The 21,549-nt window shown below is 59.9% G+C and carries 18 protein-coding genes, 1 tRNA gene and 1 other annotated feature; of the genes, 14 read left to right on the forward strand and 5 right to left on the reverse strand.

Features of this window, described 5'->3' with window-relative positions:
- Positions 1-31: 31 nt before the first annotated feature.
- The 4 genes from B2J89_RS09455 (at position 32) to B2J89_RS09470 (ending at position 6,141) form a co-directional block, all read left to right on the forward strand.
- On the forward strand, positions 32-1,507 hold the full coding sequence (locus B2J89_RS09455) for a nucleobase:cation symporter-2 family protein (protein WP_169168834.1): 1,476 nt from the start codon (positions 32-34) through the stop codon (positions 1,505-1,507).
- Positions 1,508-1,846: 339 nt separating this feature from the next.
- On the forward strand, positions 1,847-4,138 hold the full coding sequence (locus tag B2J89_RS09460; protein WP_169168835.1) for an NADP-dependent malic enzyme: 2,292 nt from the start codon (positions 1,847-1,849) through the stop codon (positions 4,136-4,138).
- A 370-nt stretch (positions 4,139-4,508) separates the two neighbouring features.
- On the forward strand, positions 4,509-5,861 hold the full coding sequence (locus B2J89_RS09465; RefSeq protein WP_169168836.1) for a dicarboxylate/amino acid:cation symporter: 1,353 nt from the start codon (positions 4,509-4,511) through the stop codon (positions 5,859-5,861).
- 192 nt (positions 5,862-6,053) lie between these two features.
- Positions 6,054-6,141, forward strand: a tRNA-Ser gene (locus tag B2J89_RS09470).
- Positions 6,142-6,271: 130 nt separating this feature from the next.
- Here the strand turns inward: B2J89_RS09470 and B2J89_RS09475 are convergent.
- From B2J89_RS09475 to B2J89_RS09485, 3 genes are all read right to left on the reverse strand, one after another.
- Positions 6,272-7,537: a hypothetical protein gene (locus B2J89_RS09475; protein WP_169168837.1), complete on the reverse strand. Its 1,266-nt coding sequence runs from the start codon at positions 7,535-7,537 to the stop codon at positions 6,272-6,274.
- 152 nt (positions 7,538-7,689) lie between these two features.
- Positions 7,690-8,301: a hypothetical protein gene (locus B2J89_RS09480; protein WP_169168838.1), complete on the reverse strand. Its 612-nt coding sequence runs from the start codon at positions 8,299-8,301 to the stop codon at positions 7,690-7,692.
- Positions 8,302-8,304: 3 nt separating this feature from the next.
- Entirely contained in the window at positions 8,305-8,631 is a 327-nt protein-coding gene (locus B2J89_RS09485; protein ID WP_169168839.1) for a type I restriction endonuclease subunit M, read from the reverse strand.
- On the opposite strand from B2J89_RS09485, the gene B2J89_RS09490 reads away from it, so the two are divergent.
- Positions 8,630-9,202: a hypothetical protein gene (locus tag B2J89_RS09490; RefSeq protein WP_169168840.1), complete on the forward strand. Its 573-nt coding sequence runs from the start codon at positions 8,630-8,632 to the stop codon at positions 9,200-9,202. The two genes, B2J89_RS09485 and B2J89_RS09490, sit on opposite strands and share 2 nt — an antisense overlap.
- Positions 9,203-9,520: 318 nt before the next feature.
- Here B2J89_RS09490 and B2J89_RS09495 read toward each other — a convergent pair whose 3' ends face one another.
- Positions 9,521-10,216 carry a hypothetical protein gene (locus tag B2J89_RS09495; protein ID WP_169634538.1) on the reverse strand — a complete coding sequence of 232 codons (696 nt, stop codon included), beginning with the start codon at positions 10,214-10,216 and terminating at the stop codon, positions 9,521-9,523.
- Positions 10,217-10,556: 340 nt separating this feature from the next.
- Between B2J89_RS09495 and B2J89_RS22725 the strand changes: the two genes are divergently transcribed.
- The 3 genes from B2J89_RS22725 to B2J89_RS09505 all read left to right on the forward strand — a co-directional run bounded on the left by B2J89_RS22725 (position 10,557) and on the right by B2J89_RS09505 (position 12,500).
- The gene (locus tag B2J89_RS22725; protein WP_240964789.1) at positions 10,557-10,700 is read left to right on the forward strand and encodes a hypothetical protein; all 144 of its coding nucleotides are present in this window, start codon (positions 10,557-10,559) and stop codon (positions 10,698-10,700) included.
- The gene (locus B2J89_RS23195; protein WP_371809055.1) at positions 10,700-10,861 is read left to right on the forward strand and encodes a helix-turn-helix transcriptional regulator; all 162 of its coding nucleotides are present in this window, start codon (positions 10,700-10,702) and stop codon (positions 10,859-10,861) included. The genes B2J89_RS22725 and B2J89_RS23195 overlap by 1 nt, the downstream gene beginning before the upstream one ends.
- A 274-nt stretch (positions 10,862-11,135) precedes the next feature.
- A complete protein-coding gene (locus B2J89_RS09505; protein WP_169168843.1) occupies positions 11,136-12,500 on the forward strand; it encodes a hypothetical protein in 1,365 nt (454 codons plus the stop codon).
- Positions 12,501-13,045: 545 nt separating this feature from the next.
- Here the strand turns inward: B2J89_RS09505 and B2J89_RS09510 are convergent.
- A protein-coding gene (locus tag B2J89_RS09510; protein ID WP_240964791.1) for an IS3 family transposase occupies positions 13,046-14,391 on the reverse strand; the annotation gives its coding sequence in 2 pieces (ribosomal slippage) (positions 13,046-14,103 and positions 14,103-14,391; 1,347 coding nt in all).
- Positions 13,997-14,113 (reverse strand) — a sequence feature (AL1L pseudoknot). (Overlaps the previous gene by 117 nt.)
- A gap of 541 nt (positions 14,392-14,932) precedes the next feature.
- Between B2J89_RS09510 and B2J89_RS09515 the strand changes: the two genes are divergently transcribed.
- From B2J89_RS09515 to B2J89_RS09540, 6 genes are all read left to right on the forward strand, one after another.
- Positions 14,933-15,871: a porin gene (locus tag B2J89_RS09515; RefSeq protein WP_206041850.1), complete on the forward strand. Its 939-nt coding sequence runs from the start codon at positions 14,933-14,935 to the stop codon at positions 15,869-15,871.
- Between the two features lie 182 nt (positions 15,872-16,053).
- On the forward strand, positions 16,054-18,042 hold the full coding sequence (locus B2J89_RS09520) for an FAD-dependent oxidoreductase (protein ID WP_169168845.1): 1,989 nt from the start codon (positions 16,054-16,056) through the stop codon (positions 18,040-18,042).
- A gap of 40 nt (positions 18,043-18,082) precedes the next feature.
- Entirely contained in the window at positions 18,083-18,670 is a 588-nt protein-coding gene (locus B2J89_RS09525) for a hydrolase (RefSeq protein WP_205763766.1), read from the forward strand.
- Entirely contained in the window at positions 18,663-19,637 is a 975-nt protein-coding gene (locus B2J89_RS09530) for a tripartite tricarboxylate transporter substrate binding protein (protein WP_240964793.1), read from the forward strand. Before B2J89_RS09525 ends, B2J89_RS09530 begins: the two co-directional genes overlap by 8 nt.
- A gap of 136 nt (positions 19,638-19,773) precedes the next feature.
- A complete protein-coding gene (locus tag B2J89_RS09535) occupies positions 19,774-20,523 on the forward strand; it encodes an electron transfer flavoprotein subunit beta/FixA family protein (protein WP_169168848.1) in 750 nt (249 codons plus the stop codon).
- Between the two features lies 1 nt (position 20,524).
- Positions 20,525-21,502 carry an electron transfer flavoprotein subunit alpha/FixB family protein gene (locus B2J89_RS09540; RefSeq protein WP_169168849.1) on the forward strand — a complete coding sequence of 326 codons (978 nt, stop codon included), beginning with the start codon at positions 20,525-20,527 and terminating at the stop codon, positions 21,500-21,502.
- Positions 21,503-21,549 lie beyond the last annotated feature (47 nt).

A 21,549-nucleotide genomic window follows, 5' to 3' on the forward strand; every position in this document is an offset into this window, starting at 1 on the left:
CCCGGAGCACGCTGCCCACCCAGGAAAACCCATGACTTCCCAGGTCCATCCCGTTGACGAGAAACTTCCGGCCGGCCGACTCACGGCCTTGGGCCTGCAGCATGTGCTGGTGATGTATGCCGGCGCCGTCGCCGTGCCGCTCATTGTCGGCCGCGCCCTGCAGCTGAGCCCCGAGGAAATCGCGCTGCTGATTTCCGCCGACCTGTTCTGCTGCGGCATCGCCACGCTGATCCAGTCGCTGGGCGCCACGCGCTGGTTCGGCATCCAGCTGCCCGTGATGATGGGCGTGACCTTTGCGGCCGTGGCGCCCATGGTCACCATCGCGCAGAACAACCCCGGCGCCGCCGGCGCGCAGCTGCTGTTCGGCTCCATCATCGGCGCCGGGGTGGTGTCCATCGTGATTGCTCCGACGGTCTCACGCATGCTGCGCTTCTTTCCGCCGGTGGTCACCGGCACCATCATTGCGGTCATTGGCATCAGCCTGATGCGCGTGGGCGTGAACTGGATCTTCGGCAACCCCGTGGGGCCGACCGCGCCGTCCATCGTCAACCCTTCGCACGCACAGTGGCTGGCCCAGGTGACCGGCCCGGGCTCGGACATCCCGCCCCTGCCCAAGGGCTTTTCCATCATGCCGTCGGTCCCCAACCCGCGCTATGCCGACCTGGCCGGCGTGGGCGTGGCGGGCGTGGTGCTGGTCAGCATCCTGCTGCTGGTGAAGTACGCCAGGGGCTTCATCGCCAACATCGCGGTGCTGCTGGGCATCGTCGTCGGCGCCATCGTGGCCACCGCCACCGGCCTCATGACCTTCGAGAAGGTCGGCAAGGCGGCCTGGGTCGACATCGTGCTGCCGTTCCACTTTGGCATGCCGATCTTCGACCCGATCATGATCCTGACCATGTCGCTGATCATGGTGGTGGTGATGATCGAGTCCACCGGCATGTTCCTGGCGCTGGGCGACATGACCGGCCGCAGGATCTCGCAGCAAGACCTCAGCCGCGGCCTGCGCACCGACGGCCTGGGCACCCTGATCGGCGGCATCTTCAACACCTTCCCCTACACCAGCTTCTCGCAAAACGTCGGCCTGGTGGCGGTCACCGGCGTGCGCAGCCGCTATGTGTGCGTGGCCGGCGGCCTCATCCTGATCGTGCTCGGTCTGCTGCCCAAGATGGCGGCACTGGTCGAGTCCCTGCCCACCGTGGTGCTCGGCGGCGCCGGCATCGTGATGTTCGGCATGGTCGCGGCCACCGGCATCCGCATCCTGAGCGGCGTGGACTTCAAGAACAACCGCCACAATGCCATGATCGTGGCGGTTTCGATCGGCATCGGCATGATTCCGCTCGTGGCCCCCAACTTCAAGCAATGGATGCCGCACGCGCTGCACTCGCTGATCGAGTCGGGCATCCTGCTGGCCTCCATCTCCGCCGTGCTGCTGAACCTGTTCCTCAACGGCGCCCGGTACGACGCCGAAGCCACCATCGCCGCCGCCAAGCAGGCCGAGGCCCACTGACCCCGTGGGCGCCACCCGCGGTGCACAGCGCACTGCGCCGCGGGACAGGCAGAAATCCGCGCCAGCGCATGAACAAATTGCGCACAAATCTCCCGCTGGCGTGCGCCATAAGCTATAGTTTGCATAGCACAAATGGGGCAATCGCGCAGGAAGCGTGGCACCCCACCTTCCCGCCCCACACCTGGCCGAACCTTGCGCAAACCGATCTCCGCTGTGCCAAAGCAGCCTTCCCGCCGCAGCCACCCCCGCTGCCATGGGCTCTGGCACACTCGTCCTACCCGAGGCGAGTGATCTTTCCGTTCTCCATTCCTCCCCAGTCAACGTCATCAGGAGTCCGCTGTGGCACATCCCACCTCCGCCGCCGAACAGGCTTTGCGCGAAGCCGCGCTCGAATACCACCGCAATCCCAACAAGGGAAAGATCTCGGTCACGCCCACCAAGCCGCTGTCGAACCAGCGCGACCTGTCCCTCGCGTACTCGCCCGGCGTGGCCTACCCGTGCCTCGACATCGAGGCCGACCCCTCGCTGGCCCACGAATACACGGCACGTGGCAACCTGGTCGGCGTCGTTACGAACGGCACGGCCGTGCTGGGCCTGGGCAACATCGGCCCGCTGGCCAGCAAGCCGGTGATGGAAGGCAAGGGCTGCCTGTTCAAGAAATTCGCCGGCGTCGATGTGTTCGACATCGAACTGGCCGAGAACGACCCCGACAAGCTGATCGACATCATTGCGGCGCTTGAACCCACGCTGGGCGGCATCAACCTCGAAGACATCAAGGCGCCCGAGTGCTTCTACATCGAGCAGGAGCTGTCCAAGCGCATGAACATTCCGGTGTTCCATGACGACCAGCACGGCACAGCCATCATCTCCAGCGCCGCGCTGCTCAACGGGCTCGAGCTCGTTGGCAAACAGATCGGCGACGTGAAAGTGGCCGTCTCGGGCGCCGGCGCCGCCGCCATCGCCTGCGTGGGCGTGATGGTGGGCCTGGGCGTCAAGCGCGAACACATCTTCATGTGCGACTCCAAGGGTGTCGTCTACGAAGGCCGCCCCGGCGGCTACGACGCGTCCAAGGCGCTCTATGCCCAAAACACCGACGCGCGCACGCTGGCCGATGCGGTCCACGGCGCCGACGTGTTCCTCGGCTGCTCGGCCCCCGGCGTGCTCACGGTGGACATGGTCAAGACCATGGCCGACAAGCCCATCATCCTGGCACTGGCCAACCCCGAGCCCGAGATCCGCCCCGAACTGGCCAAGGCCGCGCGCCCCGACTGTATCATCGCCACCGGCCGCTCGGACTACCCCAACCAGGTCAACAACGTCCTGTGCTTCCCGTACATCTTCCGCGGCGCGCTCGACTGCGGCGCCACCAAGATCACCGAGGCCATGAAGCTGGCCTGCGTGCGCCAGATCGCCGACCTGGCCAAGGCCGAGCCGAGCGACGAGGTCGCTGCCGCCTATGCCGGCAAGGACCTGAGCTTCGGCCCCGACTACCTGATCCCCACGCCGTTTGATGCGCGCCTGATCCTGCGCATCGCCCCGGCCGTGGCCCAGGCGGCGGCCGACTCCGGCGTGGCCACGCGCCCGATCGCCGACATCGCCGCCTACCGCGAGAGCCTGACGCGCTTCGTCTACCAGACCGGCATGTTCATGCGCCCGGTGTTCCACGCCGCCAAGCTGGCGCAAAAGCGCGTGGCCTATGCCGAGGGCGAAGACGAGCGCGTGCTGCGCGCCGTCCAGACCGCCGTGGACGACGGCCTGGCCAAGCCCATCCTGATCGGCCGCCCGGCCGTGATCGCCGCACGCATCGCCAAGGCCGGCCTGCGCATCCAGCCCGGCAAGGACGTGGAGATCTGCAACCCCGAGGACGACCCGCGCTTTCGCCAGTACTGGGAAACCTACCAGCGCCTCATGGGCCGGCGCGGCATCACGCCCGAGACCGCCAAGGCCGCCGTGCGCCGCTCCAACACGCTGATCGCCTCGCTCATGGTGCACCTCGGCGATGCCGACGCCATGATCTGCGGCCTGGTGGGCAAGTTCGACAGCCACCTGGACCACATCCGCGACGTCATCGGCCTCAAGGAAGGCACGCCCAAGCTGGCGACCGTGAACGCCCTGATGCTGGAAAAGCACACGCTGTTCATCGCCGACACCTACATCAACGAAAACCCCGACGCCGCCGAACTCGCCGCCATCGCCCTGATGGCCGCCGAAGAGGTGCAGCGCTTTGGCGTGCCGCCCAAGGTGGCCTTCCTGTCGCACTCGAACTACGGCTCGTCCTCGCGCGAATCGGCGCGCAAGATGCGCGCGGCGCGCGACCTGTTCGTGCAGGCGGCGCCACACATCGAGTGCGATGGTGAACTGCACGGCGACGCCGCCCTGTCGCAGGTGATCCGGACCGCCGCGCTGCCCGAGACCACGCTGACCGGCGCGGCCAACGTGCTGATCTGCCCGAACCTCGACGCCGCCAACATCTTGTTCAACGTGCTCAAGGTCACCAGCACCCAGGGTGCGACCATCGGCCCGATCCTGCTCGGCGCGGCCGCATCGGCGCACGTGCTGACGCCTTCGGCAACCGTGCGCCGCGTACTCAACATGACGGCCCTGGCGGCCGCGAACGCGGTGCGCGGCTAAACCTCCGCCGCACTCCCCCACAGCTGCCTCCAGACCGTGAACGGGTCTGGAGGCAGTTTGCTTTGGCGGGAGCGATCCGCGGGCGCCGACCGCAGCGCGGCGCCCGGCAAGCACACGCAACACCTGTTCGGGTCGCGGACAAAGCCGGTGCCGGCGCCGCGCCACCGCGGCATTCCACGCCAGGAAAATCAAAAAAGAGAGCTTCTTTCGCTTACGCAGAAAGGGTTTGAGGCGCTTTTTGCCCAAAACGTCTCTGGGCCACGCGCTGTGCCGCCCCCTCCAGCATGCTGGGTGTGTGGTTTTCCACCCGCACGGGCGGAAACCCGCCGCAGAAAGCGCTAAATCCGGGCATCACTCCAGCGGAGGCACCATGGCCACCCACCCACGCCTTGCGGGAAAGCTTCCCTTCTACCGCTCGCTCTACCTGCAGGTGCTTGCCGCCGTGGTGGTCGGCGTGCTCCTGGGGTATTTCTATCCCGCGCTGGGCGAGAAGATGAAGCCGCTGGGCGACGGCTTCATCAAGCTCATCAAGATGGTCATCGCGCCCATCATCTTTTGCACCGTCGTGGTCGGCATCGCCGGCATGGAAGACATGAAGAAAGTCGGGCGCACGGGGGGCCTGGCGCTGCTTTATTTCGAGGTGGTCAGCGGCATCGCGCTGGTCATCGGCCTGCTCGTGGTCAATGTGCTGCAGCCGGGCGCCGGCATGAACGTCGACGTCTCCAGCCTCGACACCAAAGCCATCGCCGCCTACACCGCGCCGGGCAAGCTGGGCACGACCACCGAATTCTTGATGAACATCATCCCCACCACGCTGATCGATGCGTTTGCCAAGGGCGAGATCCTGCAGGTGCTGCTGATCGCGGTGATGTTTGGCTTCGCGCTGCACCGTTTCGGCGGGCGCGGCACGTTGGTGTTCGACATGATCGAGAAAACCTCGCATGTGCTGTTCACCATCGTCGGCTACATCATGAAGGTCGCCCCCATCGGCGCGTTCGGCGCCATGGCATTCACCATCGGCAAGTACGGCGTGGGCTCGCTGCTGTCGCTGGGCAAGCTGATGGGCGCCTTCTACCTGACCTGCCTGCTGTTCATCTTCCTGGTGCTGGGCTCGATTGCGCGCTTCCACGGTTTTTCGATCTGGAAGTTCATCAAGTACATCAAGGAGGAACTGCTCATCGTGCTGGGCACGTCGTCGAGCGAGTCGGTGCTGCCGCGCATGATGGAGAAGATGGAGAACCTGGGCGCGAAGAAATCCACCGTCGGCCTGGTCATCCCCACCGGCTACTCGTTCAACCTCGACGGCACCTCGATCTACCTCACGATGGCCGCCGTGTTCATCGCCCAGGCCACCAACACGCCCATGACACTGACGCAGGAGATCACGCTGCTGGCCGTGCTGCTGCTCACCTCCAAGGGCGCTGCCGGCATTACCGGCAGCGGCTTCATCGTGCTGGCGGCCACGCTGTCGGCCGTGGGCCATGTGCCGGTGGCGGGGCTGGCGCTGATCCTGGGCATCGACCGCTTCATGTCCGAGGCGCGCGCGCTCACCAACCTGATCGGCAACGGCGTGGCGACCGTGGTCGTGGCCAAGTGGACCGACGAACTCAACACCGAACAGCTCCACGCCCGCCTGAACAACCAGGACTGGGTGGACGCCCAGGAGCCCGAAGTGCTGCTCAACGCCACGACCGCGCGCATGGACACATCGGGCGTCCATTAGCGGCCTTTGGCCCCTGGCAAATCCTATTTCGGTAGCTCGAAGCGCTTGCTCCATCAGCGTTTGCGGCCAAAAACGTCCAAAACAGGCGTTTCTGCCGGCCTGCCCGTGTGCCCAGGCCTCCCGGCTCGGTCGGGCCGTGTCCGGGCGGCGCCGGACGCTGCGGTGACCCGCTAGAATACGCAGCTCCTTCCAGGAGACTTGGGTGAGTGGTTTAAACCAGCAGTCTTGAAAACTGCCGACGGGCAACCGTCCGTGAGTTCGAATCTCACAGTCTCCGCCAGATGCAGCTCTAAGTTGTTGATTTCAAACAACTTTTTAGCAAGTCATCAAATCGTTATACGGCTGGTTATACGGTTGCTTTCAGCCACTTAATGGCAGCGAAAGTGGCACCACACCAGCATGAAGAAGTTCTAGCGCCCCCAGGCTCTAGAACTTTTTTCATTGGTGGCTTCCATTTTTACATTACCAGCCGCCAGCTCGGCAGCAGGCCCCATCGGCTTTCCTGCCAGCGTCGCCATGCCGCGCATCAGCAACCAGTGCTCGGCAGCAATCAGCGCTGTGTCCTGCGCCCAGCGCCTGACATCGGCCACCGCCATATCGCGGGACATCCACAAAGCATCTTCCCAGCGCCATGTCGCCAGCCATGTGGCGCGCTGACCACTGACAGCGTTCAAATACCGTAGCTGCGGCGCCAGGTGCCCTGCCGCCTCAAACCGCTCGGCAATCGCCGCTTGGTGCGCAGCCGACAGCCGCCCCTCGCCCTCAATCTCCAGCCAGAGCCCCAACCCCTGAGCCCAGCTCTTTTGGCTCAGTCGCATCGCCGTGGCGATTGGTGTATCAGTTCGCAGCGCCCGCGCCTGCGGCTCCAGCACCACCCCCGCTTCGGCGTAGCGCAATGCCGCAGCCGGTGACAGTTCGACGCGCCATTCATCGCTGTTGCCCTGCTCCTGGGCTATATGCGCTTGCAATGCATCAGCCACACACTGCCACCACAGCACACGCAGGCCCGGCGCATCGTCAACGCCCATCGCAGCCCGCTCCAAATGGGCCACTTGCCGCGCCAGCACCAGTTGCGGCACGCCCATCGCCTCTGCCGCATCCCGAAACGCCAGCATGGCATGGCCCTCGCTGACCGAACGCCCCAGCACCCTCCGGGCAAACCTCAGCACCCAAGCATGGTCTGTTCGCCCCGACTTGGCTTGCCACAAAAGCAGCGCAGCCACAGCGCCCAGCGTATCCAGCGACTCGCGCAAAGCTTCCTCAAAACCAACTGTATGCATCCACGCAGGCCATTGCACCAGCCCGGTGATGTCGTGCACAGCCAGAAACCACACCAGCACACGCAGCGCTCGCACATGCTCCCCGGTGTGCACGTTCCACAGTAGTCGGGCCACCTCACCATCGCCTTCGTCGCTTGGCGGGTACTGCTCCAGCAAGGCTTGTAGATCCCGCAAGGACCCCACGCCCAGGCGGTGGCGGGCATGCTTGCAGAAATACCGCACCGCCGCCATGCGCTGCGCCCACGCGGGGGGAGTGTGCAGCGCCGTGTCCATTACTTCGAGCAGCAGTTGCGCCGCACCATCCCCATATTCATGGGGCGACTGTGGCGGCGGCAACTCCAACAGTGCGGTCAGCAGCCGCTCAAACGGCTCGGGCGTCAAGGAATCGTCGAGCATGGAAAGCACCTCCAAAGAAGCGAAATAACGCACAGAAGCAACTCCCGCCCATGCGGCAGCCGCACCTTGCACAAAGCTCGGCGCGACGAAAGGCGGAAATGGAGAAAAGAAAAGGGGAATGAAAACCGAAGGGACGAACGAGCCGAACGGGGCTACTCGTCCTCTTGCGCCTGCGGCACAGGCGACAGCACCAACACAGCGTCGATGTTCACGCGCTCACTGAAGGTTGCCACCACACGCCGTGGCTGCTTGCTCGCCCAGCCGGTCAGCATGGCATTCCACGGCACCAGCGGTATTGGTGCCATGGCGGGGTCCAGCACCAGCAAATCGCTGCGCTCTCCCACCGCGCAGCGCACCCCCACGGCCAGCACCCAGTGCATGTAGCGCTCGGTAGAAAAGCACACTAAACACAGCTTGCCTTCGGCCAGCACATCCAAGGTGCGTTCCGCCACGCGCGAGCGCAATTCCTTGCAGTGCACCCGCTCGGCATAGGGGGCCAGTTGCTGCTGTAGTTCCTCAACCTCGCAGCCATCGAAGTAGTACCGCTGCGCCAACTTGCGCAACGCTTCCAGCCTCGCATCCTTGGTGTCCCAAATCAGCGCATTGCGCCGCACTTGGCCAAACACCATCAGCGCCATCAATACGCAGTGGTAGCCGCAAGTGGCGTCAACCTCGCCCTGGCGCACATGCAGCCGCTGGTTGCCCACCATGGGGCCGTGCATGCCAGCGCCCAGCCGGGGGTGGCAATGGTAGGAATGCTGCATTGCTCAGTATTCCTCCGGCAGCAGCAGCGTGGTCGAGCGCCGGTCAGCCTCAGTGATGATCCACAGCCGGTGGTTCGGGGGAATGTCATAGGCGGACAGCAAACCGCTGCCATACGTGAGCGCTGCCGCATTCGCTTGCTTGTCCTCGTCGCACAAGTCACCCCAATCCCCGGCGACATGGCGAAGCACAAACGGCAGCGGCGCCAACTGCAGCACTTCGAGCATGTCGAGCGCACCGGGCGTGATCAGCACTTGGCCCAAGGGGAACAAAGGGCGGCGTTGTTGTTCGTAACGCGCCAATGCGGCGGCCTGACCAGGCGAAGAGGTCATGGAAATGCTCCTGAAAAGAAAGAGAGAAAAGGAAGGGAAAGGAAAAGACGAAAAGCGCTGTGCCGAGTGCCAAGCACCGAACCACGCAAAGCGCGGCGCTGCACTCGCTCCTTCCCGCTACAGACCCTGGCGCGAAACGCCGCCATACCGCCACGACCACGGCGATGACCACGGCCACGGCTGCGCCATGCGTGCTGTCATGGCGACAGCCGCGCGCAAGCGAGCCACCGTGGTGGCACGGCGTTCGGTGGAATCAAACGGGGGGAATAGGCCCGGGAATGCAGGCAGGAAGAAAGTTGATATTGCTTTTTCGATCACTGGCCAAATCAAGCCAACTAATCAAAAATCAATATCAGCTCATCGGCATTATACCACAATGCCGGCACTATCGATTTTGGCAGTCAATATCAGCGATATTGCGCAAATAAACCTCCATTTGCCTGCAGTTGTCAAGTCAGGGAAGTTGCCAGAAGTGAAAAGCGCGCAGAAAAGCCATTCATATGAAAATGACGGAGTCCTGTCGCTTTACCAATCGAATTCGCGGATATTCATTGGTTATATGCGTGAGTAAAATTGAGAGAGCGTAGTTTAATTGACCAACGCAACTTAATAAATTATTTCGCCTTTGTCTCAACAAACTCCGACACCCCTCTCGTGAAAATGCTTTCTTTGGTTTTTAACCCATATTTCTTCACCAGTTCTCGATAAAGATCGGCTCTATTTCCACTGTACTTGTGTCGGGCATTTTTTCTTGTGGCCTTTCTAAGTTCTGCAATCTTTCCTGAATTGATTGCCTTATCTATGGCTAGTTTAATTTCTCCGAGATTTTTTCTGCCTATTACTTCGATGATGCCCTTCTTGGTTATTTTCTTGATTGGTTGATGTGAAATTAGGGGGCTATCAATTCAATTTGAGTATCTATTTCTTCTTTTGATGGGATGCCGCACAACAGAAAAATATCAATGGGAGTTGACTTTTGGTTAGTCGCTTCATTTTCGGTGATGCATAAAACTTCAAAATATTGCGATCCCTTTGATTCTCTCCAGCCGGTGTAATGCTCAATGAAATAATCCTTATTCAGTACGCCGCGAAGAATAAGATAAAGCCATATTCTGTACCAAATTATTCTATGAAGTTTTGTTCTGGGCTTAATTGCTGGAGCTTCATTTGCTAGTATCTTCTCAATTATTTCTCTTATTTTTGGCTCGCCTTTTGATTCAATCGAAGTGGGTTTCGATCTAGTTTTCTGCAATCCCAAAAGCCCCGCAATATTATTGGGGGCTTCCTTCTTATTGATGTCAATATCAGTCTTCTTTTGTGGTGTTTCAGGCTCTTCAGAATTCGATATTAATTCGATGAAAAACTCGCACGTCCAATTTTTTGGAGAGATGAGTAATGATTCTTGTTTTTTCATGGCTGTGGTTACTAGTTGATATTGGATTGGCTGCGGTTTTGTCTGCCTGATAAATAGCCGCCGTAGGCGTCGCCTATGAAAGGGATCGCCAAGAGTGAGTGGCGCCACTTTCCTCGTGCCGCTTGCGTCATCAGTGGCGCCTCGTTCCTCTCCTTGTTTGTACACCAGCACGGCACCGGGTGCACCTCTTTCCTCCTAGTTGGTGTCGCGCGCTCGCTTCGATTTTTCTCTTTCCTCTCGTCTGCGTCGCGGCGCAAGCTTCCATTTCCCTTCTTCCTCTCGTCTGCGTCGCGGCGCAAGCTTCCATTTCCCTTCTTCCTCTCGACGGTGCGCGCTGCATTGCGCACCGTCAGATCAGACGCAGCTCGGCGCACATCGCTTGGTCTGCAAAGCCAGCTTTGGCGCGGCTTTGCAGCGAGTTGACCAACATTCCAAAAAAAGAAATGTAAAGACTTTCAGCTGGGCATGCGCATGTTGCGTTCTGCCCGTAGCACTTTGATGGAGTTCGTCCATGAACGAAAAGATGCTGGCTGTAGTGACTGATCAAGCGGTGCCGTCGCGGGGATGCATGAGGGCTGTTCCTGCCTTCCCGATCCTCTGCGCAACTTCAGCGGCCTTCCCGATGAAGCCTTTGTTCGCCTGCCCGTGGTGCTGATGCTGCTGGGGGTATCCCGCGCGACCGTCTGGCGGCTGTGCAAATCCGGCGCTTTGCCCGCTCCTAAAAAGCTGGGCAGCCGTATTGCCGTTTGGAGCGTTAAGGATTTGCGCAATGTTCTGAATTCAGGTTCCCTTTGGAAGGGATCTGCCACGGCATAAAACGGGGTTTTATCAACTGAGCATGACGTTAATAAAAACCACGTTGACGTCAAAAAAGCGCTTGTTTTTGAGCATTAATAGGGCCGGTTGACGAGATCGAGCACCGCGCAAATGCACTGTTTTGTAGTAATTCAATAAGTATGACCAACCAATCAAATCAATCGATCAAACCAGCCAATCATGTAAAGCAATTGAGTGTGAGCATGTGAGCGGCGCCATCACCCAGTCAGGATCATCGCCGCCAAAGCGCCAACTATCACCATTGAAAGAGTTTATGTCTGATTCCCAAACGTCCATCTTCTATATGCCAGAGCCCATCAAAAAGCATGGGTTCGTAAAACTTCCAGCAAAGTATGGCATCATTTTTAACAACAACGAGATTTGCAACCTCAATGCCATGAGCGACCATATTCAGGGTTTGACGGAAGCTCAGAACAAGATCACAGCAAAACTCAACGCTGAGTACCGAGTCTGCGGATACCATATCTCATCGAATCACCCCGCGACACTTATTGGGAACAACGTGTTGATGAGCAATACGGTCTACCAAGCGGCATTGACCCAGAAATATATGGTTCAACTCCACTTGATCAAAGATGGGGTCAATCCCGAGTATGTGGAGACAATCGGTGTAGAGCACTGCGAGTTGCAGGCGGTCACCCTGATCTACTGCTTGAAGTATGAATCCGCAAAGGACGCTATAAGCTTTCTGAAGAAGCTCAAGCAGTATGCTGGGGTGGTCCTCAAGTCGCCCCAAAATCAACGTGAGAAAGTATCGAAGAAGATTGGAGTTGCAGCGACCGGAGACAATCAGTCCTGGTATATCAACAAGGTGGACAAGCGCTCGGTCTTGTTCTATGTGAAGGACCGACACCAGCCGCGCAAGTTCTCCAGCTTTCCCTCGCCCGAGGTGGAGAGCGCCATCTACGTACTTGGCCAGCGCGTGCTTCGGGTGGAAATCAAGCTCAGCTCTAAATATCTCGCTGCCCATGGGCTGGAGAAGCCAGAAGCCTGGCGCGGTGTCAAGGGGCAAGAGAGCTACAAGCGTGAGTTCAACTGGCTGCGCTCGTTGCTGAAGGTGGATGCGGACTATCGGGTCAACAAACCTCAGCAGCGCCATATTGACCTTCTGTCGGAACGTGATCAGTTGGTGCTCGCCTGGTATCTCAAGGGTAAGCCGGTTAACCAGTACCCTCAAATCAAGTCAGGCGAGTGGAAGAAGTCGCCGATCAAACAGCGCATTCAGGAGCGCTTGCGCATTGACATTGATATCCCCTGGAAGACCCAGTGCCGCATGGCGATCCCTGGGCTGGCCAACTTGTTGTCGCTGGAGCGGCTGGTGGAGCCTCCGCAGGAGCTGCTGGATCACTGCCATGTGCCCTCGACGGTCAAGCGCAAGAACCAGGAGCTGCGCAAGCTCGTCGAGGCGGAAATCGCTGCGGCAAAGGCTAAGTGGGAGAAGAAGGGGCGTGGCAATGGCAAAGGCAAAGGCAAGCGTGGCGCTGCTGGCTCTGACACTGTGGCTTCCTTCCCTGTCTCCGCGTTGGAGGCGGTTCTGGAGGCGTTGCGGCTGGCTGGAGTGCTCATGCGGTCACCATCAGACGGCACCACCAGCGATGTCGCTGACTTGATGGGGTAGTGTTTTTTGCCCCTTGGTTATCCCAAGGGGCAACGTCACAAACTGGGTACGGCGGAACCGTTGAAAAGGCAGTATGGCCTCAGTGTTCGAGATGGATATTTTGCCCCGGAGGTTGGGTTATGCGACTGCTCCAGGCTGGTTGCGGCCAGTCGAGTTTGCACTTCGAACGACTGTCGGTTGTGAAACATGTCATATGGGAATGAATGATCGGTGGACTGTCGTGCGAAGCGGTGGATTGGTCTAATAGCCGTGATGATCATCCCGCGCATGACCTCTCCCTTTCTCGTCCGGCTGCTGCTATGGCGCCTAACAGTACGCGGACGACGTTTGGTTTGACACTGGGGTGTCTTCGGCAACACCCGAAGACGGTCGCGCGCTTTTCCAGCATTAAGCGTCCCTCCCGATGTGGTCCGAGATTTCGCCGCAGATATCATGGGCCGCGGGGCGCTGCCCTTAGTAACCGTCGTAATCGAACTCACAGCGGAGCAGCGCCTCGGTGGGCGCGTAATCTCCGCGTCTGCCACGCGATCGACCCGCCTCCGAGATCAGGTGCAAGTTTTTGCGAGCGCGCGATGCAAGGACGTATAGCAACTTGCTCGCCGCGACATCACCGTCGACATTGAACCGCACCGGGATTTGAGGAGGCTATTTGGTTTAAGTCGGGCCGCCAACGCGGTGGGCTGACTGGCGAGTTGCTGGTAGTAGTTTGCCTCAGCTTCTGCAGGCGGGATGTACCCGATGGGTTCGAGCAGGCGATGGTGGTTGAACCAGGACACCCATTCGAGCGTCGCGAACTCCACCGCTTCCTTGGTTTTCCACGGCGCCCGGCGATGGATTAACTCGGCCTTGTAGAGCCCGTTGATGGTCTCGACCAACGCGTTGTCGTAGCTGTCACCTTTGCTGCCCACAGAGGGCTCGATGCCCGCTTCAGCAAGCCGTTCGGAGTACCGGATGCTGACGTATTGCGAGCCTCTATCGCTGTGGCAAATCAGGCTTCCATCACGCTCGGGCTGCCGGGCATACAGAGCTTGCTCCAGCGCATCGAGCACAAAGTCCGTGCGCATTGAACTGCTCACCCGCCAGCCCACGATGCGGCGGGCGAACACGTCGATGAAGAAGGCCACGTACAGCCAGCCCTGCCAGGTCGACACGTACGTGAAGTCGCTGACCCACAACTGGTTCGGACGCTCAGCCCGGAACTGCCGGTTGACCCGGTCCAGCGGGCACGGTGCCTTGGCATCCCCGTTGGTGGTGCGAATGACCTTGCCTCGCCGGACACCGCGCAGACCCAGATTGCGCATCAAGCGCTCGACCGTGCAGCGAGCCACCATCACGCCTTCGCGAACTAGTTGGCGCCAGACTTTCTTGACACCATAGACCTGCATGTTGGCCTGCCAGACGCGCTGTATCTCTGGAATCAGCACATCGTCTCGACGAACCCGTGCGCAGCGCTTGTGAGGTTCTCGCTGCAGGGCAGCATGCCGCCGATACGCTGACGGGGCGACCTGCAGAACCTTGCAGACCGGCTCGACCCCGTACGTATCGCGATGCTTGTCGATGAAATTCCTCAGGACTTCAGCTGGCGGTCGAGCTCCGCCTGGGCGAAAAACGCGCTGGCCAACTTCAAGATCTCGTTGGCTCGGCGCAGCTCTTTGACTTCGCGTTCCAGATCCTTGACCCGCTGTGCTTCGCTGCTGGTGACGCCTTCGCGCACGCCGCTATCGACCTCGACACGCTTGACCCATTCGTGCAGCGTCTGCGGCACGCAACCAATCTTCGGCGCGATGGACTCGATGGCGGCCCACAGCGACGGGTACTCCACACGGTGCTCCTGCACCATCCTCACCGCGCGCTCGCGGACCTCGGGTGAGAACTTGTTCGACTTCTTCATGGCTCAATCCTCTCAGAGATTTGAGCCTCCTCAAAAACCGGGGTGATTCAGCCTCAAGCCGAAGTCCTGCTTGAGGTCTTGGTAGTGGCGCTCGATACGCCAACGCTGGTAGGCGCAGCCGACCAAATCATTCAAGGGGGGTGCTCTCGGGTAGCAGCGCTGACGGACGCCACACTCTTAAAGTTGTCGCAAATGTGGGCTTGGCATAGGGGGCGTCCATGTACGTCCAGCGAAGTCAGCGCTCCAGCGCACCCACCGCACCACCGAGAAGCCGCGCAGCAGGCAGAAGATGATGGCGTGTGACCGAGCATGGTCCACGTCGCATCACCAGTCCTCACGATTCAAGACGCGGAGCGGCCAACCGGCTTCTGCACCCCCCGTTTGGCTTGGTCAGCCGCCGCTGCCGAAATTAAGTGAAGCACTTCGGTAAAAAATCCTGTTGACCATTCGTACGTAATGACATTATGATGACATCATGTGCGGCAGCCATCTGCTGCGTCCCAGCGACTGCCTTGTTCAAACCAGGAGACAGAACTTGAAAATGATTTCTTTTGCCGCAGCCGCCGCTGCACTCGCAGCCTTTGGCGCAGCGCACGCGCAATCCTCGGTCACTATGTATGGCCGCGCCGATGCAACTGTGGGTCGCCCGATCGGCAGCGACAACTTGGTGGTAAACAATGGGACCGGAAGCCGTCTTGGTTTTCGCGGCGTGGAGGACCTGGGCGGCGGGCTTTCGGCTTTCTTCACACTGGAGCACCGCTTCAACATTGACACGGGTGCGCCCACGGAAGCCGCCCGCTTCTTCCGTCAGTCCTATCTCGGTTTGCGGAGTAACCGGTGGGGCACGCTGCAGCTCGGGCGCGATTACACGCCGGCCTACATAGACGCGATGGTCCCCGCGGACCCCTTCGGGCATGGGACGATCGCCTCCCTTCTCACGATCCACACTGGGGGTATAAGTCCGCTGCGGGTGGATGACCAGGTCAAGTACAGCCTTCCCATCGGGCCCGTCAAGGCAACTGCCATGGTTTCGATTGACCGCAACACGCCGCCTCTAGCGCCATACCCGCATCGGCCAGTCAGCCTCTCGCTCGTGTACGACGCCAAGCCGCTGCGCGTGGCGTACGGCTACGAGAACCCAGGGGCGAACCGCGATTTCTGGCACGCACTCACCGCCTCGTATCAATTCAGCTTTGCGTCCTTGCGAGCCTTTTACGGCACCGGTCGCTTCACTACTGGTGCGGAACGGAAGGGCTGGTCTCTGGCGGCGGTGGTCCCGACAGGAGCCTCGGGGCAGGTTCTCATTGCGCACGGCCGACTGAAGGAAGACAGCGCTGCGGGAACACTGCAGTCGCGCACCGCCATTGGCTACTATCATGCGCTGTCCAAGCGCACTACCGTATACGCAGACGTGGCGCACGACAGCAAGGCGACCATGCGCAAGACCGGTTTCGACTTCGGCCTTCGGCACGACTTCTGAGACCTTCACGAAAAGCGCTGCAGCTCTGCTACGGATCTCCATGCATGATGCTCACATCTGTGTCTTTTGCAGCGCAGTGTCTGCGAGTCCACTGGTTCAGAAGCTGCAGTTCAAACAGTGGTCGCTCGAACGTCAACTAATGCGTCTTTTTTCGCGGGGAGCGGCTTCGCTCCAGGTACAACATGAAGCATATCGAATTGGCATATCCCGCGCTGTTCAGTCCTACGCATTTGGCGGGCAAGCGGCTTAGAAACAGGATCATCCACGCGTCGATTTCGCCTCACGTCGATTCTGGGAATGGTGTTCAAGACAGACTGATCAATTACTACAAGAATCGTGCAAAAGGAGGTGCCGCTGCCGTTGTAACCGAGCCGATTGGGATCGCACCACACCAGCAAAGCTCTCGCATAAGGGCGTTCGACGCGTCCATGGAGAGTGATCTCCGGCGACTTGCGGATGCCGTCGAAAGTGAAGACTGCAGGCTGATAGGTCAGATCCAAGATTCGGGACGCGGGCGACACGTTCCTGGCCGAAACTACGGGGCTATTGGCCCATCGGCTCTGCCGGATGATCTGAGCTGGACGATGCCAGAGCCGCTTAGTCCGACGCGGATTTTGGAGTTGATCAAACTCGCAACCGTATCTGCCATGCGGATGCAGGATTGCGGGTTCTCGGGTGTCGAACTGTCTGCTGGACACGGCCACCTCATTCACCAATTCCTGTCTGCGCACTCCAACAACAGAACGGATGAGTACGGCGGATCGTTCGAAGGAAGGACGCGCTTTCTGCGCGAACTGATTGCCTCAATCAGGGCTGGATGCGGAAGCGGGTTCATCATTGGTGCGAAGCTCCCCGCAGACGACGGCGTGACCGATAGCATTTCACCTGATGAAGGCGGTCGGATCGCGCGTCATGTCGCCGAGGCCTGCTCCGTGGATTACCTATGTTACGCCCAAGGGTCGCATCACAACTCCTTGGAGATGCATATTCCGGACGACAGCTACCCTCGAGTCCCCTACCTTGACCTGATGAAGCGGATGCGCGAAGGGACCGGCTGCATACCGACGGCGGCACTCGGGCGCATCACAGATCCGGCTGAAGCCGAAGGGATTCTCCAACGCGGAGACGCAGAGCTGATCGCGCTTGGACGTGCGCTGATAGCCGACCCTGAGTGGCCAAACAAGGCCCGGCTGGGCAAGGCAAAGGACATCCGCTACTGCGTATCGTGCAATACCTGCTGGAAGACGATCGTCGATCACAACCCCCTTGTGTGTGTTAACAACCCATTGGTACTGCGGACCGACGAGGTGGGATATGTGCCACCGGCGGTTCGGGCGAGGCGCAAGGTGGTTGTCGTCGGTGCCGGCATTGCAGGCCTGCAGGCAGCATGGGTAGCGGCGGCGCGAGGTCACCACGTGACGGTCGTTGGTGCTTCACCTCAACTCGGAGGGAAAGCATGGCTGCAGTCGAAATTGCCGATTAGCGAGTCAGTGTCCAGTGTCTTTGATTATCTGGAAGCGAAAGCCAAGGAGTTTGGCGTCGAATTGATTCTGAACTGCCGCGCGACCGTGTCCATGATCGCGAACCTGCGCCCGGACGTCGTAGTCCTGGCGACGGGATCCACGATGGTGTGGCCCGCGGTATTTCCTGCTGAACTGGGAAATTCAGGTTTGATCAAGGACCTTCGCGAAACGCTCATGGACGTCCAACGGTACACGCAGAAGCAGGAAGGTACCGCGGTCCTGTTTGACATGGACCACACTGACGGCACGTATGCTGGCGCGGAGCGCCTTCGTGATCTCTTCAGCGAAGTGGTCGTCGTTACGCCCAGGCAGGCGATCGCCGAAGAGGTCGCATTGACATCACGTCAAAGGATTCTCCGGCGCTTTCAGGAGAAGCGAATTCGCTATCAGTGCTTGTCAGAGCCGGCGTGGACGGCCGAGTTTGAAGAAAGCGGGCGCTTGCAAATCAACCACGTTTATAAGGGCGACCCAATATACATCGACGACGTCGCTCTTCTCACCTACTCCACTCCTCGTGCTCCCAATGCTGATCTCGAGGCTCCGTTGAAGGAGATGGGCATTGAGGTGCATCGAATCGGCGACTGCAAGGTCGCTCGAGACATCCTGGCAGCGACACGAGAGGGACACGCACTGGGTGAAATGATTTAGGTTTATTTGGGATTTAGGTTCAACAAGCGAAAGGATAATGATGAATGACACGCAAATACCGTCGAAGCGTTCAGCGCTGGTCTTGATCGACCTGCAAAGAGGAATCGTTGGCATGAACCTTGCGCCAAGAGACGGCTTGGCCGTCGTTGAGGCTTCGCGACGCCTGGTGGACAGGTTCCACCAGGTCGGAGGTTTGGTGGTTTTCGTTCGTGTCGAGACCAGTAACGAAGGTACCGACGCGCTCTCGCCTCTGACCGATGCGCCCCCGGCGTCTCCCGTTCGGCGGCCGGATGACTGGTCGCAGTTGGTCATTGAGCCGTCAAAGGAGGCTGGCGATATCGTGATCGTCAAGCGTCAATGGGGAGCGTTCTACGGCACGGAGCTAGACCTGCAGCTGCGGCGTCGATCCATTCAAACAATTGTGCTCGCTGGTATTTCCACCAACATCGGCGTTGAATCAACGGCTCGTGATGCCTACGAAAGGGGTTACGACCAGGTCTTCGTAGAGGATGCCATGAGCAGTACAAGTGAGGAAGCACATCGTATGAGCGTGACCAATGTGTTTCCGCGGATGGGCCGCGTGCGGACTTGCGACAACCTTATCAACATGGTAAAGAACAATGCGTAGAAGAGACTTTCATTGCTGGGCTTGTGCTGTCCTGGGTGGCTCCAGTCCTCTGCTCGTGTCGGCCCAATCCACGGCGGGCAACATTGTCCGGTTCGTGGTCCCATTCGCTGCGGGAGGGGGCGCAGATTCAGTGGCTCGCGTCGTGGCGCAGGCTTTCCCAAAAGAGGCTGGAAACCTGGTGATTGACAACAAGCCGGGTGCGGGCGGAAGCGTCGCCGCCTCGTACGTCACCACTAGCCCGCCAGACGGGAAGACCATCCTCCTTGGAAGCACGGCCACGCTCGTCATCAATCCCCTCCTCAACAGCGCCGTTAAGTACGACCCGTTAAAGGACCTAGTGCCTGTTGCGGGCCTCGTTTCGCTGCCGTACCTTGTGGTGACCAGAGCGTCTTCGCCGCACACAAGCCTTACGGCTCTCCTGAATGCTGCGGCAGCGGAGGAGAACGCAGTATCGTTCGGTTCCCCAGGCATCGGAACGACAAATCACCTTGTGGGGATGATGCTCCAGAGTCGAGCGAAAGCGAAGATGGTGCACGTACCATACAAAGGAGCTGCGGCAGCGATGAACGACGTTATCGGGGGCCGAATTGATTTCATGTCCGGCGATCTGGGAACGCTCCTGCCGGCGGTTAAGGACGGTAGGCTGCGCGCCCTTGGAGTGACGAGTGCCACCCGTATGAGCGTCCTTCCTGAAGTTCCAGCCATCGCCGAAACCTTGCCTGGATTTGAGGCTTCGGCGTGGATTGGCATTTTCGTCCCAAAGTCGACTCCAAAGTCAGCAGTCGACGGATTGTCGGTGGCGTTTAAGTCGGCAGTGGAGAACCCGGGTGTCCGGCAGCGGTTCGTCGCCATGGGCGGAGCTTCAATCAGCGCTAATACAGATCTAAGCGCTTTGATCCGCAGCGATGCCGAGAAGTGGGGACGAGTCATCAGTGAGAATCAAATAAAGAAAGACGACGTGAACTAGCCCTCGCGCATCTGTCAGCGAGTGTGCAGCATCTGCGCGAGACACTCTTACTGTCTCTATTGAGGGACGGCGCTGATGCAGTACCGGTCCATTCTCTCTGTGTAAACAGTCCTCCGTAATTTATTGGAGATGAGTCATGCGAGTTCTGGTCCCCGTGAAGCGCGTGGTCGACTGCAACGTGAAAGTTCGCTTGAAGTCCGACAACAGCGGTGTCGATATCGCCAATGTGAAGATGAGCATGAATCCTTTCGACGAGATCGCGGTCGAAGAGGCTGTGCGCCTGAAGGAAAAAGGCATCGTCACGGAAGTCATTGCCGTCTCTTGCGGCGTTGCACAATGCCAGGAGACCCTGCGCACTGCCATGGCCATTGGCGCCGACCGCGCCATCCTCGTCGAAACCACCGACGAGCTGCAACCTTTGTCCGTCGCCAAGCTGCTTAAGGCGTTGTTCGACAAGGAACAGCCGGGCCTGGTCATTTTGGGCAAACAAGCCATCGACGACGACTGCAACCAGACTGGCCAGATGCTCGCCGCCTTGTGTGACCTGCCGCAAGCCACCTTCGCCAGCAAGGTCGAAGTGGCGGAGGGTCGTGCCAAGGTGACCCGCGAAGTCGACGGCGGCCTCGAAACGGTCTCGCTCACGCTGCCAGCCATCATCACCACCGACTTGCGCCTGAACGAGCCGCGCTACGTGACGCTGCCCAACATCATGAAGGCCAAGAAAAAGCAGCTGGAAATCTTCAAGCCCGCCGACTTGGGCGTGGAGATCAAGCCGCACCTCAAGACACTCAAGGTCAGCGAGCCGCCCAAGCGCTCCGCCGGCATCAAGGTGCCCGACGTCGCCACGCTGGTGGCCAAGCTCAAGAACGAAGCCAAGGTGATCTGACATGAGGGCGCTCGTCATTGCTGAACACGACAACGCCTCCATCAAGCGTGCTACGCTCAACACCGTCACGGCGGCCTCTCACATCACGATGAAGGCGAACGGAGAGATCCATATCCTCGTGGTGGGACACAAATGCCTGTCTCTTGCGCAATCGGCTGCGCACATCGCTGGCGTGGCCAAGGTAATTCACGCAGACGGCGAGCAGTTTGCCCATGGCCTGGCCGAAAACATGGCCGATCAAGTCCTGGCCATTGCCGGCGGCTACAGCCACATCCTGTTCCCGGCCACCGCCAGCGGCAAGAACATCGCCCCGCGCGTGGCCGCCAAGCTGGACGTGGGGCAGATCAGCGACGTGACCAAGGTCTGCAGCCCCGACACCTTCGAGCGGCCGATCTACGCGGGCAACGCGATCTCGATCGTGCAGAGCCTGGACAATAAGAAGGTGATCACCGTGCGCACCACGGGGTTCGATCCGGCGGCGACCAGGGGTGGCAGTGCAGTGGTGGAAACCACGAGCGCAGTGGCCGACACCGGCAAGAGCAGGTTTGAGGGCAACGAACTCGCCGAGAATGACCGGCCCGAACTCACGGCCGCCAAGATTATCGTTTCGGGTGGCCGCGCGCTGGGCTCGGCCGAGAACTTCAACAAGGTGATAACGCCGCTGGCCGACGCGCTGGGTGCAGCCATCGGCGCGAGCCGCGCCGCAGTAGACGCCGGCTACGCGCCCAACGACCTGCAGGTCGGCCAGACCGGAAAGATTGTCGCCCCGGAGTTGTACATCGCGGCGGGCATCTCGGGCGCCATCCAGCACCTGGCCGGGATGAAGGATTCGAAGGTGATCGTTGCGATCAACAAGGATGCGGAGGCGCCAATCTTCAGCGTGGCAGATTACGGGTTGGAGGCCGATCTATTTGGCGCAGTACCTGAGCTGGTTAGTGAAATTCAACAACATCAGAGCTCTGCACGCGGCAAACAATGAGTCGCCTCATTGAAAGCCACATTCAAGCGCCGAACGACCTTCCGCAC

This window comes from Acidovorax sp. SRB_24, assembly GCF_012931925.1.

Excerpts from the sequence above, each read along its gene's own strand:
- B2J89_RS09515 (WP_206041850.1), top strand. The coding sequence starts at position 14,933 with ATGATTTCTTTTGCCGCAGCCGCCGCTGCACTCGCAGCCTTTGGCGCA.
- B2J89_RS09505 (WP_169168843.1), top strand. The coding sequence starts at position 11,136 with ATGTCTGATTCCCAAACGTCCATCTTCTATATGCCAGAGCCCATCAAA.
- B2J89_RS09465 (WP_169168836.1), top strand. The coding sequence starts at position 4,509 with ATGGCCACCCACCCACGCCTTGCGGGAAAGCTTCCCTTCTACCGCTCG.
- B2J89_RS09540 (WP_169168849.1), top strand. The coding sequence starts at position 20,525 with ATGAGGGCGCTCGTCATTGCTGAACACGACAACGCCTCCATCAAGCGT.
- B2J89_RS22725 (WP_240964789.1), top strand. The coding sequence starts at position 10,557 with ATGAACGAAAAGATGCTGGCTGTAGTGACTGATCAAGCGGTGCCGTCG.
- B2J89_RS09475 (WP_169168837.1), bottom strand. The coding sequence starts at position 7,537 with ATGCTCGACGATTCCTTGACGCCCGAGCCGTTTGAGCGGCTGCTGACC.
- B2J89_RS09530 (WP_240964793.1), top strand. The coding sequence starts at position 18,663 with ATGCGTAGAAGAGACTTTCATTGCTGGGCTTGTGCTGTCCTGGGTGGC.
- B2J89_RS09485 (WP_169168839.1), bottom strand. The coding sequence starts at position 8,631 with ATGACCTCTTCGCCTGGTCAGGCCGCCGCATTGGCGCGTTACGAACAA.
- B2J89_RS09525 (WP_205763766.1), top strand. The coding sequence starts at position 18,083 with ATGAATGACACGCAAATACCGTCGAAGCGTTCAGCGCTGGTCTTGATC.
- B2J89_RS09455 (WP_169168834.1), top strand. The coding sequence starts at position 32 with ATGACTTCCCAGGTCCATCCCGTTGACGAGAAACTTCCGGCCGGCCGA.
- B2J89_RS09535 (WP_169168848.1), top strand. The coding sequence starts at position 19,774 with ATGCGAGTTCTGGTCCCCGTGAAGCGCGTGGTCGACTGCAACGTGAAA.
- B2J89_RS23195 (WP_371809055.1), top strand. The coding sequence starts at position 10,700 with ATGCTGCTGGGGGTATCCCGCGCGACCGTCTGGCGGCTGTGCAAATCC.
- B2J89_RS09480 (WP_169168838.1), bottom strand. The coding sequence starts at position 8,301 with ATGCAGCATTCCTACCATTGCCACCCCCGGCTGGGCGCTGGCATGCAC.
- B2J89_RS09520 (WP_169168845.1), top strand. The coding sequence starts at position 16,054 with ATGAAGCATATCGAATTGGCATATCCCGCGCTGTTCAGTCCTACGCAT.
- B2J89_RS09490 (WP_169168840.1), top strand. The coding sequence starts at position 8,630 with ATGGAAATGCTCCTGAAAAGAAAGAGAGAAAAGGAAGGGAAAGGAAAA.